Consider the following 13,752-nt stretch of genomic DNA (forward strand, 5'->3'; position numbering starts at 1 on the left):
GGCGCGTCACGGCTGTTCCGGGACCGCGCCCTGCTCCCGCAGCGCCCGGTACAGCGCTCCGACCAGGTGGACGCTGCGCAGATCCTCGCCCGACGTCCCGGCGCCCATCCGGTTCATCGTGTACGCGTACGAGACGCCGTTCTCCGGGTCGGCGAAGGCGTACGACCCGCCCATGCCGCCGTGCCCGAACGCCCGCGGGTTGGGGCCGGCCTGCCCGTACTGGTTGAGCATGTAGCCGAGCCCCCACGGCCAGGTCTCGGCGAGCGGCGTGCCCGCCCGCAGCACCAGGTCCGGCTCGTCCTCCTCGCTCTGCCGGGTGCGCAGCCGCTCCAGCGCGCCGGGGGAGAGGAGCCGCCCGCAGGCCAGCTCGGCGTAGACCGCGGCAAGACCGCGCGCGGTGGCGTGGCCGTTGGCGGCGGGGAGCTCCGCGCTGCGGTAGGCCGCGCTGTTCACGTCGCCGAGCGGCACGTAGTGCAGGGCCAGCGTGACCGGGGCCATCGGGTGTGCGCTCAGGCCGCCGACCGGGGGCTTCGGCGCGTCCCCGAACGTGCTGCGGGCCGCCCCCGGCCCGCCGGTGGCGGAGACGGGCGGTGCCAGGTCCGCACACCGCCCGTGCTCGCTCTCCGGCGTGCCCACGTGGACGTCGGCGCCCAGCGGCCCGGTCACCTCGGCGCGCAGGAACTCCCCGAGCGAGAGCCCGCTGACCCGGCGGACCACCTCGCCGACGAGGAAGCCGAAGGTCACCGCGTGGTAGCCCTGCGCCGTGCCCGGCCGCCACCAGGGCGCCGTCGCCGCCAGCGCCTCGGTCACCTTCTCCCAGTCGTACGCCGCGCCCGGCGCCAGCGGCTCGCCCGGCGCGATCAGACCGGCCCGGTGGCTCAGCAGCCAGCGCACCGGGATGTCGCCCTTGCCCGCCTGCGCGAATTGCGGCCAGTACCGCGCGACCGGCGCGTCCAGGTCCAACTCGCCCCGGTCGGCCAGCAGATGGGCGCAGAGCGCGGTCATGCCCTTGGTCGTGGAGTAGACGTTGACCAGCGTGTCCCGCTCCCAGCGGCGGGTGCCGGAGCGGTCCGCGTCGCCGCCCCACAGGTCGACGACGGCCTCGCCGCCGAGCGTGGCCGCGACGGCCGCGCCGAGCTCGTCCCGCTCGGCGAAGCTCCGCTCGAACTCCTCGCGCACGCCCTCGAATCCGGGGGCGCAGGTGCCGTGGACGCGCACAGTCATGACTCTCCTCGGGGGCGGAAGGGGAGGGTGGTGACCCACCTCCGCGCATGGTTGCCCACGGCACCTACCTTTGCAAGGGGCCCGGCCGCCCCACGCCCGCTACAGCCAGCCGTGATACCGCCGGATGTACCAGCCCTTCACGGCCTGGGTGAGCGCGCAGTACGCGAGCAGCGTGCCGAACAGCCACGGGAAGTAGCTCATCGGCAGCGGCTCCATCGACAGCGCCGCGGCCAGCGGCGAGAACGGCAGCCAGAGGCCGAACACCATCACCGCTCCCGTCATCACCAGCACCGGCACCGAGGCCCGCGACTGGATGAACGGGATCTTCCGGGTGCGGATCATGTGCACGACGAGGGTCTGCGAGAGCAGTCCCTCCACGAACCAGCCCGTCTGGAACAGGGTCTGCTCCGCGGGGGTGTCGGCGTGGAAGACGTGCCACAGGACCAGGAAGGTGGTGATGTCGAAGAGCGAGCTGATCGGCCCGATCCGGACCATGAAGCGGCCGATGCCCCGGGCGTCCCAGGTGCGCGGCTTCTTCAGGTACTCCTCGTCCATGCGGTCCCAGGGGATCGCCAGCTGGCTGATGTCGTAGCAGAGGTTCTGCACCAGGAGGTGGATGGCGAGCATCGGCTGGAAGGGGATGAACGCCGAGGCCACCAGGACCGAGAAGACGTTGCCGAAGTTCGACGACGCCGTCATCTTGATGTACTTGACGGTGTTGCCGAAGGTCTGACGCCCCGTCAGCACACCCTGCTCCAGGACCATCAGGTCCTTCTTCAGGAGGATGATGTCCGCGGACTCCTTGGCGATGTCGACGGCCGTGTCGACGGAGACGCCCACGTCCGCCTCGCGCAGCGCCGCCGCGTCGTTGATGCCGTCCCCGAGGAAGCCGACCGTGTGGCCGCCGGCCTTCAGGGCGCGCACGATCCGCGCCTTCTGGACCGGGTTGACCTTCGCGAACACCGTTGTCGTACGGGCCAGTCGGGCCAGCTCCGCGTCGTCGACGAGGTCGACGGTCGCGCCGGTGATCAGCTCCCCGGCGTCCAGGCCCACGTCTGCGCAGACGCGCGCGGCGACGAGTTCGTTGTCGCCGGTGACGACCTTGACGGCGACGCCGTTCCCGGCGAGCGCGCGCAGGGCGTCGGCCGCGTCCCGCTTCGGCGGGTCGAGGAAGGCGAGGAAGCCGACCAGCGTCAGCTCCGTCTCGTCGGCCACGGAGTAGGTGCGGCGCTCCGGTGCGCCGGGGGTGAGGGGGAACGTCCGGGTCGCCACCGCGAGGACCCGCAGGCCCGCCCGGTTGTGCCGCTCGCCCAGGCGCGCCACCCGGTCACGCAGCTCGTCGGTGAGCTCGACGCGCTCGCCCCGGTCCATCAGGTGGCCGCACCGGTCGAGGACCTCCTCGACGGCGCCCTTGGTGATGAGCGTGTGCTCGGCGACGGGCCCGGCGAGCTCGTTGCGGCGCAGCACCACGGACATCCGGCGCCGGGCGAAGTCGAAGGGGATCTCGTCGACCAGGGTGAAGAGGTGGTCGACGACGACCTCCTCGGCCTCGTCCACCCGGTCGATGACCGCCCGGTCCATGAGGTTGCGCAGACCGGTCTGGAAGTGGGCGTTGAGGTAGGCGTATTCGAGGACCTCGCGGTTCTCCTCGCCGCGCGTGCCGAGGAAGCGGTCCAGGACGACGCGGTCCTCGGTGAGGGTGCCCGTCTTGTCGGTGCACAGCACGTCCATCGCGCCGAGGTTCTGGATCGCGTTGAGCCGCTTGACGACGACCTGGCGCCTCGACATGGCGACGGCGCCGCGCGCGAGGTTGGCGGAGACCACCATCGGCAGCATCTCGGGCGTGAGCCCGACGGCCACGGAGACCGAGAAGAGCAGGGCCTGGTCCCAGTCGCCCTTGGTGAGGCCGTTGAGCGCGAAGACGACGGGGACCATCACCAGCATGAAGCGGATCAGCAGGAAGCTGACCCGGCGCACGCCGAGGTCGAACGCGGTCTGCGGACGGTCGCCGGTCAGGGCGCCCGCCATCGAGCCGAAGTACGTGCGGGATCCGGTCGCCACGACCACGCCGGTCGCCGTGCCCGAGGTCACCGTGGTGCCCATCAGACAGAGGTTGTCGGCCTCGACGGGGTCCGTGGTGGACCGCTGCCCGAGGTCGTGGGCGCGGGTATCGGCCTTGGCCACCGGCAACGACTCGCCGGACAGCGCAGCCTGACCGACCATCAGGTCCTTGGCGGTGAGGAGTCGCAGGTCGGCCGGGACCAGGTCGCCGGCGGCCAGCGTGACCAGGTCGCCGGGGACGACCTGCTCCATCGGGATCTCCTCGGTGGCCGCGGTCTCGCTCCAGCGCCGCCGGACCGCGCAGGAGGTGGTGACCAGGGCCCGCAGCGCCTCGGCCGACCGGGTCGAGCGGAACTCCTGCCAGAACCGCAGGAGCGCGCTGATCAGCACCATCGAGGTGAGGATGTAGACGCCGGGGTCGGCCGGGTCCTGCCAGTACATGACCGCGGCGAGCACGACGAGCACGCCGATGAAGGGGTTGCGGAAGGACTTGGCGAGCGTCGCGGTCCAGTGCGGAGCGCGCTCGCGGGCGACGGTGTTCTCGCCGTACCGCTCGACGCGCTCCAGGACCTGGTCCTGACGCAGTCCGCGGGTGGACGTGCCGAGGTCGCGCAGGACGTCCTGGGCGGGCCGGGCGCTGAACTCGGCGAGCCTGGCGCCGACTTCACGGGTGCGGGCGTCCAGCTCGGCGGCCCTGCGGGCGCGCGGGGCCGGACGGGGCGTGGGGTTCTCGCCTGGCGGGGCCAGGCGTACGCGGGGAATCAGCTTGTTCATGGCAGACCTCCCTCCGTGCGCGGACACGACGAAGCGAGGCCGCGCACGAGGACGTAGATGTGGTGTGAAAGTGCTGTGAAAGCAGCCCGGAACGCGCCGGAGCGGAGAGCCGGCGGCGCGGCGGACGTGACCCTCGCGGTGTCAGTGCCGCGAGAGCTGCCGAGGCGTCAGCGCGGCCCGGGGCGCCGAGGTGTCGGCGCGGCGAGCGAAGAACGCCGCGATGGCGGTACGGCGCGAGGTGCCGCGACGTCCGTGCCGGACGGGGCGGCGGGGGAAAGGAGAGGCGGCGGAGAGCGGCCTCAGCGAAGGGCACCGCTGACGCGAGGACTTCCTTCGGGACTCATCCCGAACACCTCCTTGCCGTCGCGGAACTCGAAGAACACGCCACAGACCGGCGCACGGCCAAGTCAGACACGCGCGGTGCGATCTGTCAAATATGGGACCTTGGTCCCGGAATGTCCGGGCCTTGTGTCCCGCCCATCAGGGGTTGGACTTCTCTTCACACGCCGGTCACCGGCTCTTCCTTAACGCTTGCTCCCCTTGGCACACTTCACCCGCTCGCGTCCCCCACTCCACGAGGTCGGATCACACATGCCTGAACTCAATCGGCGCCGCTTCATGCAACTGGCCGGCGGCACCGCGGCCTTCGCCGTGCTCAACGAGAGCATCGCCCGGGCCGCCTCGCTGCCGGCCAGCCGCGCCACCGGCACCATCAAGGACGTCGAGCACGTGGTCGTGCTCATGCAGGAGAACCGTTCCTTCGACCACTACTTCGGCACCCTCAAGGGCGTGCGCGGCTTCGGCGACCCGCGCCCCGTGACGCTGCCCAACGGCAAGCCGGTCTGGCACCAGCCGAACGGCGCCAAGGAGGTCCTGCCCTTCCACCCGGACGCCGAGAACCTCGGCATGCAGTTCATCGCGGGCCTCGACCACGACTGGGCGGGCGGCCACAGGGCCTTCAACAACGGCGCCTACGACCAGTGGATCCCCGCGAAGAGCGAGCGGACGATGGCGTACCTCGAACGGGACGACATCCCCTTCCACTACGCCCTCGCCGACGCCTTCACGGTCTGCGACGACTACCACTGTTCGTTCATGGGGGCCACCGACCCCAACCGCTACTACATGCTGACCGGCCACGTGGGCAACGACGGCAAGGGCGGCGGCCCGGTCCTCGGCAACCAGGAGGCGGGCTACGACTGGACGACGTACGCCGAGCGCCTGGAGCAGGCGGGCGTGTCCTGGAAGGTGTACCAGGACATCGGCGACGGCCTGGACAAGGCCGGCCACTGGGGCTGGATAGACGACGCGTACCGCGGCAACTACGGCGACAACTCGCTGCTCTACTTCAACAAGTACCGCAACGCCAAGCCCGGCGACCCGCTGTACGACAAGGCCCGCACCGGCACCAACGCCAAGGCGGGAGACGGTTACTTCGACATCCTCAAGGCCGACGTCAAGGCGGACAGGCTCCCGCAGGTCTCCTACATCGCCGCCCCCGAGGCCTTCTGCGAGCACCCCAACTGGCCGGTGAACTACGGCGCCTGGTACATCGCGCAGGTCCTGGACGCGCTCACCTCCAACCCGGAGGTATGGGCGAAGACGGCGGTGTTCATCACCTACGACGAGAACGACGGCTACTTCGACCACATCGTGCCGCCGTACGTCCCCAAGGACGCCAACCAAGGCAAGTCGACCGTGGACACCACGCTGGACCACTTCCCCGGCAACGCCTCCTACGCGGCCGGCCACTACGGCCTCGGCCAGCGCGTCCCGATGCTCGTCGTCTCGCCGTGGAGCACCGGCGGCTACGTGAACTCCGAGGTCTTCGACCACACCTCGATCATCCGGTTCATGGAGCGGCGCTTCGGTGTCAAGGAGCCCAACATCTCGCCCTGGCGCCGGGCGGTCTGCGGCGACCTCACCTCCGCCTTCGACTTCGCGGGCAAGGACACCGACCCGGCGAAGCTCCCCGACACCGCCGGCTACGAGCCGCCGGACCACGAGCGCCACCCCGACTACGTCCCGAAGGCCCCCGCGAACCCGGCACTGCCCAAGCAGGAGTCCGGCTCCCGGCCCGCCCGCGCGCTGCCGTACGCCCCGGTGGTGGACGGCGCCGTGGACCCCGCCACCGGGAAGATCACGCTCACCTTCGGCGGCGGCGCCAAGGCCGGCGTCTGCTTCCACGTCCGGTCCGGCAACCGCACCGACGGCCCCTGGACGTACACGACGGAGGCGGGCAAGACACTCGTCGACGCCTGGAACTCCGCGTACTCGGGCGGCGCGCACGACCTGTCGGTGTTCGGCCCCAACGGCTTCCTGCGCACCTTCAAGAGCCCCGGCAAGAAGGCGGGCCCCGAGGTCGTCGCCCGCCACGACGCCACGAGCGGCAACATTCAGCTGACCCTGAAGAACGCGGGCAGCGCCGATGTGAACCTCACGGTGACCAACGCCTACGGCGGCGCGAGCCAGACCTTCAAGGTCAAGGCGGGCGCCTCCGTGCAGCACACCGTCGACCTGCGGGCGAGCAAGCGCTGGTACGACCTGAGCGTGAAGTCCGACGCGGACTCCGGGTTCCTGCGGCGCCTCGCGGGCCATGTGGAGACCGGCGCGGCGGGCGTCAGCGACCCGGCGATCATCACGCGCTGACCCCCACCTCTCGCCCGGCCGCAGGCCTGGTCACCCGCCCCCCCCGTGCCACGTCCGGCACGGGGGGCGGGCGGCCGTGCGCGCCGGAAAAGAGGAGGCCGGGGGCGGGGCCGACTGGATAGCATCCAGAGGCATGGCACCCACCCATCGCCGTGCAGGCATCCCCGGGAAGCCCGTCCTCGACGGGCTCGAAGAGAAGTGGTCCCGGCGATGGGACGAGTCGGGTGTGTACGCCTTCGACCGTACGAGGACGCGCGAGGAGGTCTTCTCCGTCGACACCCCGCCGCCCACCGTCAGCGGCTCGCTCCACGTCGGCCACGTCTTCTCGTACACCCACACCGACGCCGTTGCCCGCTACCAGCGCATGCGCGGCAAGGAAGTCTTCTACCCCATGGGGTGGGACGACAACGGCCTGCCGACCGAGCGGCGCGTCCAGAACCACTTCGGCGTCCGGTGCGACCCGGCCCTGCCGTACGACCCGGACTTCGAGCCCCCGGCCGAGCCGGGAAGGCGGCAACTCGCCATCTCCCGGCGGAACTTCATCGAGCTGTGCGAGCGGCTCACCGCCGACGACGAGCGGGCCTTCGAGGACCTCTGGCGGCGGCTCGGCCTCTCGGTCGACTGGTCCCACACCTACCGGACCATCGGCGCGGACGCCCGTGCCGCCTCGCAGCTGGCCTTCCTCAACAACCTCGCGCGCGGTGAGGCGTACGTCGCCGAGGCGCCCACGCTGTGGGACGTCACGTTCCGCACGGCCGTCGCCCAGGCCGAACTGGAGGACCGCGAGCGGGCCGCCGCCCACCACCGGCTGGCCTTCCACGGCCCCGCCGGCCGGACCGTCCTGATCGAGACGACCCGGCCCGAACTGCTCCCCGCCTGCGTCGCGCTCGTCGCCCACCCCGACGACGAGCGCCACCGGGACCTGATCGGCACCACGGTCCGCACCCCGCTCTTCGACGTCGAGGTCCCCGTCGTCGCGCACCGCCTCGCGACGCCGGACAAGGGCACCGGCATCGCCATGGTCTGCACGTTCGGCGACACCACCGACGTGACGTGGTGGCGGGAGCTGCGGCTCGCCACCCGGCCGGTGATCGGCTGGGACGGACGCCTCCTCGCCGGGCCGCCGGACGGCGTCCGCGCACCGGCGGCCGTCGCCGCGTACGCCCGGCTGGCCGGCGCCACCGCGCACACCGCGCGAGAACGCGTCGTCGAGATGCTCGAGGAGAGCGGCGACCTGCGGGGCGAGCCGCGCACCGGCACGCACGCGGTGAAGTTCTTCGAGAAGGGCGACAAGCCGCTGGAGATCGTCACGACGCGTCAGTGGTACGTCCGCAACGGCGGCCGGGACGCCGGGCTGCGGGAGCGGCTGCTGGCCCGGGGCGCGGAACTGACCTGGCACCCGCCGCACATGCGGGTCCGCTACGACGACTGGGTCGGTGGTCTCAACGGCGACTGGCTGATCAGCCGTCAGCGGTTCTTCGGCGTCCCGATCCCCGTCTGGTACCCGCTGGACGGCTCCGGCCGGCCCGACCACGCCCGTCCGATCGTCCCCGACCGCGCCGCCCTGCCCGTCGACCCGAGCGCCGAGACCCCGCCCGGCTACGACGCGGACCAGCGCGGCGCACCGCACGGCTTCATCGGCGACCCCGACGTCATGGACACCTGGGCGACCTCCTCGCTCACCCCGCAGATCGCCGGCGGCTGGCTCGCCGACCCGGACCTGTTCGCGCGGGTCTTCCCCATGGACCTGCGCCCGCAGGCCCACGAGATCATCCGCACCTGGCTGTTCTCCACGGTCGTCCGCGCCCACGGCGAGCACGACGCGCTGCCCTGGCGGCACGCGGCGATCTCGGGCTGGATCCTCGACCCCGACCGCAAGAAGATGGCGAAGAGCAAGGGCAACGCCGTCACCCCGGACGACCTGCTGGTCCGGCACGGCTCGGACGCGGTCCGGTACTGGGCGGCGAGCGGACGCCCCGGCACGGACACGGCGTTCGACGTCGGCCAGATGAAGGTCGGCCGGCGCCTCGCCACGAAGCTGCTGAACGTCGGCAGATTCGTCCTGAGCCTCGGCGCGGCGGAGCCGGACGCGGCCGTCACCGAACCACTCGACCGCGCCCTCCTCGCCGAGCTGGCGTCGACCGTCGAAGAGGCGACGCGGGCCTTCGAATCCTTCGACTACGCACGCGCCCTGGAGCGCACCGAGCAGCTCTTCTGGCGGTTCTGCGACGACTACGTCGAGCTGGTCAAGGCCCGCGCGTACGGCGACCACGGCGACGCGGCCGCGACCGGATCGGCGCGGGCGGGGCTGCGCACGGCCCTCGACGTCCTGCTGCGGCTCTTCGCCCCGGTCCTGCCGTTCGTCACGGAGGAGGTCTGGTCGTGGTGGCGCGAGGGCTCGGTGCACCGGGCGGCCTGGCCGGTCGCCGGGGAGCTGCGGGAGCGGGCGGACGACGCGGCGGTCCTCGGCGCGGCCGCGAAGGCCATCGCCGCGATCCGCGGGGCCAAGTCACGGGCGCGGCTCTCGATGCGGGCCGAGGTGGTCCGGATGACCGTCGCGGCCCCGCGCCCCACCCTCGGCCTGCTCGCCGCGGCGGAGGGGGACGTGCGGGCGGCGGGGCGCGTCGCCGCCGTCGAACTGCGCGAGGCGGACGGTCCCTTCCGGGTCGAGGTGGAGCTCCGGTCCGGGTCGGGGCGGAGTTCCGGACGCCGGAATGAGTCGGACGTCACACCCTCGCACGGGGCTGGCGGACGGCCCAGGGACGGGGGGTAGGGTCACCCGGGTGACCACGCATTCGAACACTCCTGCAGGCTGGTACCCGGACCCCCAGGGCACGCCCCAACTCCTTCGCTGGTGGGACGGCTCCCAGTGGACCCAGCACACCAGCCCGGGCCAGGACCAGGCCGCGCAGGGCCAGGCCGCGCAGGGCCAGGCCCAGCAGGCCCAGCAGGTCCCGCAGCAGGCGCAGCCCGCGCAGCAGCAGCAGCCGGCCCAGGCCGCGGCGGGCCAGCAGCAGGGTCAGTTCGGGCAGCCGCAGGCCCAGGCCCAGCAGGCCCACGCCGCGCAGCAGCAGGGGCAGTACGGCTACCCGCAGGCCCAGGGGCAGCCCCAGCAGCAGGGCCACTTCGCCCAGCAGCAGGGTCAGTTCGGCCAGCCGCAGGCGCAGTCCGCGCCCGCGGTCGACCCGGCCAAGGTGCAGCGCCAGGTGCAGAAGCAGGCAGGCGTCGCGCCGTCCGCGCAGGGCGGCGGCACGCTGTTCACGGAGCCGGTCCTGGTCGTGAACCAGAAGGCCAAGCTCATCGAGCTGACGAACGAGTACAGCGTCATGGACCAGGCGGGCACCATGCTCGGCACGGTCGTCCAGGTCGGTCAGAGCACGCTGAAGAAGGTCGCGCGCTTCGTCTCCAGCGTCGACCAGTTCATGACGCACAAGCTGGAGATCCGTGACGCGTACGGCCAGCCGCAGATGCTGCTGACGCGCCCGCGCAAGTTCATGAAGTCGCGGGTCATCGTCGAGCGGCCGGACGGCCAGCAGATCGGCGAGATCGTCCAGCAGAACATGATCGGCAAGATCAACTTCGGGATGATGGTGAACGGCCAGCAGGTCGGCGCGATCAAGGCGGAGAACTGGCGCGCCTGGAACTTCTCGATCGTCGACCACGCCGACAACGAGGTCGCCCGCATCACGAAGACGTGGGAGGGCCTGGCCAAGACCATGTTCACCACCGCGGACAACTACGTCCTGCAGATCCACTACCAGCTGCCCGAGCCCCTGCTGAGCCTCGTCGTCGCGACGGCCCTCACGGTCGACACGGCGCTGAAGCAGGACTCCCGCGGCCTTGGATGATCGTTTCCCCCGGTCCGGGGTGATCGCTACACCGTTCGAACCGGGCATTCAGGTGATTCGGGTACGTCCGGGATTCCGTGCTCCTTAGGATCTCGTTCCGTGACAGACGGGAAGAACCGGCGAACGCCGGCCGACCATGTGACCGATGTGGTCGTCCTCGGGGCCGGCCCCGCCGGCCTCGTGCTCGGCAACATCCTGGTGGACCGGGGCATCGACTGCGTCGTCCTGGAGCGGGCCGGGCGCGCGCACGTGCAGACCCGGGCGCGCGCCGGGTTCCTCGCCGCCAACACCGTGCGCGTCCTGGAGCGGCACGGCCTCGCCGACGGGCTGCTCCGGAACGGACAGACCCACCACACCTGCGAGTTCCGCACCGAGGACGGCCGGTTCCGGCTGGACTACAGCGGACTCGGCCTGGGTGAGCGGCACACCGTCTATCCGCAACAGGCCCTGGTGACCGACCTCGTGACGCGGTTCCTGGAGCGCGGCGGGCAGATCCGCTTCGGCACCGAGGCCCTGGCGGTGCGCGGCGCCGACGGCGAGCGGCCCGAGGTGGCCGTGCGCGAGCCCGACGGGCGGCCCGGCCGGTGGCGGGCCCGGTACGTGGCCGGCTGCGACGGGCGGCACGGCGCGGCCCGGCGTTCGCTGCCGCCCGGCACGACCCGCCACCACCGTGACCTCGACATCACCTGGCTCGGGCTGCTCGCCGAGGCCCCGCCCAGCATGGACGCCGTCGGATACGCGGTGCACGAGCGCGGCTTCGCCGGCCACATGGCCCGCACCAGCGACGTCACCCGCTACTACCTCCAGTGCGAGCCCGGCACCCCGCCCGACGCCTGGTCCGACGAGCGGATCTGGGACGAGCTGGAACTGCGGATGGGGGCGGGGAAGTACGGCCCGCTGAACCGCGGCCGCATCCTCCAGCGCTCCGTCGTCGAGCTGGAGTCCGACGTGCTCGAACCGCTGCGCCACGGCGCGTTGTTCCTCGCGGGCGACGCCGCGGGCCTGATCAGCCCGTCCGCCGCGAAGGGCGCCAACCTCGCCGTCCTGGAGGCCGAACTCCTCGCGCGCGCCCTGATCGACGAACTCACCACCGGGAACACCGAAGGGCTCGACGGCTATTCGGCACGCTGTCTGACGCACATCTGGCGTGCGCAGGAGTTCTCGCACTGGATGATCGGGCTGCTGCACGGCCCGACCGGCACGGACGGCGAGACGCTCTTCCACAACTCCCTGCGCCGCGCCCGCCTCGCCTCGCTGCGCACATCGCGCAGCCGGCAGGACTGGTTCGCCGAGCACTACGTCGGCGTGTAACCAGCCCCCTCCCGAGCGCCCTCCGCGTACCTCCGTACGCGGACGCATCCCACCGCACGCGTGACTCCACGCTCGTGCGTGCCCCCCCCCAATCCACGCGTGCCCCTCCCGATGCCACGCGTACCTCCGAGCCTTCCCCCGCATACCCCTGAAACCCCGGAATGAGGAACCACCCGCGATGATCACGGCATTGTCGGGCGATATGTCCCGTCTGCGCGCGACGGTCGACTTCGTCAAGGACCAGGACACCGCCACGCTTCTCCCGCTCCTGCTCCCCGGCCTCGACGGACCGGAGCTGCGGGCCCTGACCGAGTGCTGCGCCTTCTCGCACGCCGCGCTGCTCGTCTTCCCGCCCGACGCGGCGGCGCTGCACGGGGCGCTCGCCGACTGCGGGCTCGTCGTGGACGCGCCGCCGGGACCGAGCGTCGTCGTGCGCGAGCGTCTCGCGCTGCGGCACCGGCGGTGCGCGGCGGATCTCGACGTCGGCATTCTGCGCCCCGCGGTGCGGTGCCGGGACGGGGCGCGGCGCATGGTGGAGGTGTTCGCGCTGACCGTGCCCCCGGGGTCGGACCTCGCTCCGCTCGCCGCGCACGAGCGGGAGCGGCAGCACGAGGCGCACGTCGCCTTCGAGGTCGAGGCGCCCGACCCGCTCGTACTGCGCGGGCTCTGCGCCGCCTTCGAGCGGTACGGCGCCGCCCCCGACGGCGGTGGCTACAACCCGCACGAGAACGGGACGGTGTTCTACCTCACGGCACCCGCCGCGGCCAAGGCCGGTTACCGGCGCGTGGAGTTGTACGTCCCCGGCGACCACCGCGACATCCTCGCGGGACACCTCGACGCGCACCGCGCGCGGCAGCCCGCCGAGACGCTGCTGCGGCTGCTGACCGGGGCGTGGACGACACAGGCCCTGGCCGCGTTCGCGCGGCTGGAGGCGGCCGACGCGATGGATGTGGAGCGCGCTACCGGAGTCGCCGAACTGGCGCGCGCCGTGGGCGCCTTGGAGCCCAACCTGGCCACCCTGCTGCGCTACCTCGCCATGCTCGGCGTGGTGCGCGAGAACCGCGACGGGTTCCGGCTCACGGAGACCGGCGTGCTGCTGCGCGCGGACGCCGAAGGGTCGATGCGGTCACTGGCGCTGATGTACGGGGGGCCGTTCTACGAGTCCTTCGCCGGGCTCGACCACACCGTGCGCACGGGGCAGGTCGCCTTCGAGCGGCGCTTCGGCGAGAACCACTTCGACCACTTCGCGCGCGATCCCGAACTCGCCGGTCTCTTCGACCGGTCGATGGCCGCGGGGTCGCGGATGTTCGACCCGCTGCCCGCCCATCCCGTCCTCACCGCGGCGGCGGCCGGCGCCACCGTGGCCGACGTCGCGGGCGGCAACGGGGAACTGCTCGGCCGCATCCTCTCCGCGCACCCCCGGCTGCGGGGCCTCCTCCTGGAGCGCCCGCACACCGTGGAGGCCGCCCGGCACCTTCTCGGCGCGGCCGGGCACGCGGGGCGGTGCACCTTCCGCGCGGGCGACTTCGCGGACGTGCCCGCGGGCGCCGACATCTACGTCCTGTCCCGCGTCCTGCACGACTGGGACGACGACCGCTGCCGCGAGATCCTGCGGCACTGCGCCCGCGCGATGTCCCCCACCGCCGACCTGCTCGTCGTCGAACGGGTCCTGCCCGCCGACGGCTCCGCCTCCCTGGCCACGGCCTGGGACCTGCACATGATGTGCAACGTGGGCGGCCGCGAACGCCGCGCCGACCACTACGCCCGGCTCTTCACCGAAGCGGGCCTCACCCTGGTGGACCGCTCCCCGCTGCCCCTGGACGGGAGCGTGCTGCATGTCCGCAGGGCGGGGGCGGGAGCGGCGGAGGGCTGATCCCGGGCTGGC

The 13,752-nt window shown here is 72.3% G+C and carries 7 protein-coding genes; 5 read left to right on the plus strand and 2 right to left on the minus strand.

Going from position 1 to position 13,752, the window contains the following annotated elements:
- Window positions 1-6 precede the first annotated feature (6 nt).
- Window positions 7-1,224, minus strand: coding sequence for a serine hydrolase domain-containing protein (locus ACZ6B8_RS11440; RefSeq protein ID WP_471607066.1), 1,218 nt, complete (start codon window positions 1,222-1,224; stop codon window positions 7-9).
- 99 nt (window positions 1,225-1,323) lie between these two features.
- Window positions 1,324-4,059 carry a magnesium-translocating P-type ATPase gene (gene mgtA / locus ACZ6B8_RS11445; RefSeq protein WP_471607067.1) on the minus strand — a complete coding sequence of 912 codons (2,736 nt, stop codon included), beginning with the start codon at window positions 4,057-4,059 and terminating at the stop codon, window positions 1,324-1,326.
- A 591-nt stretch (window positions 4,060-4,650) separates the two neighbouring features.
- On the opposite strand from mgtA, the gene ACZ6B8_RS11450 reads away from it, so the two are divergent.
- The 5 genes from ACZ6B8_RS11450 (at window position 4,651) to ACZ6B8_RS11470 (ending at window position 13,740) form a co-directional block, all read left to right on the plus strand.
- The gene (locus tag ACZ6B8_RS11450; RefSeq protein ID WP_471607068.1) at window positions 4,651-6,708 is read left to right on the plus strand and encodes a phosphocholine-specific phospholipase C; all 2,058 of its coding nucleotides are present in this window, start codon (window positions 4,651-4,653) and stop codon (window positions 6,706-6,708) included.
- Between the two features lie 133 nt (window positions 6,709-6,841).
- Entirely contained in the window at window positions 6,842-9,481 is a 2,640-nt protein-coding gene (valS, locus tag ACZ6B8_RS11455) for a valine--tRNA ligase (protein ID WP_471607069.1), read from the plus strand.
- 10 nt (window positions 9,482-9,491) lie between these two features.
- Complete coding sequence (locus tag ACZ6B8_RS11460) at window positions 9,492-10,556, plus strand: LURP-one-related family protein (protein WP_471607070.1); 1,065 nt, start codon at window positions 9,492-9,494, stop codon at window positions 10,554-10,556.
- Between the two features lie 147 nt (window positions 10,557-10,703).
- Window positions 10,704-11,867 carry a 4-hydroxybenzoate 3-monooxygenase gene (locus tag ACZ6B8_RS11465; protein ID WP_471073553.1) on the plus strand — a complete coding sequence of 388 codons (1,164 nt, stop codon included), beginning with the start codon at window positions 10,704-10,706 and terminating at the stop codon, window positions 11,865-11,867.
- Between the two features lie 178 nt (window positions 11,868-12,045).
- Window positions 12,046-13,740, plus strand: a complete 1,695-nt coding sequence (locus ACZ6B8_RS11470) for a methyltransferase (protein WP_471607071.1) — start codon at window positions 12,046-12,048, stop codon at window positions 13,738-13,740.
- Window positions 13,741-13,752: the final 12 nt, after the last annotated feature.

The sequence above is a fragment of the Streptomyces sp. NPDC041122 genome (assembly GCF_055592445.1).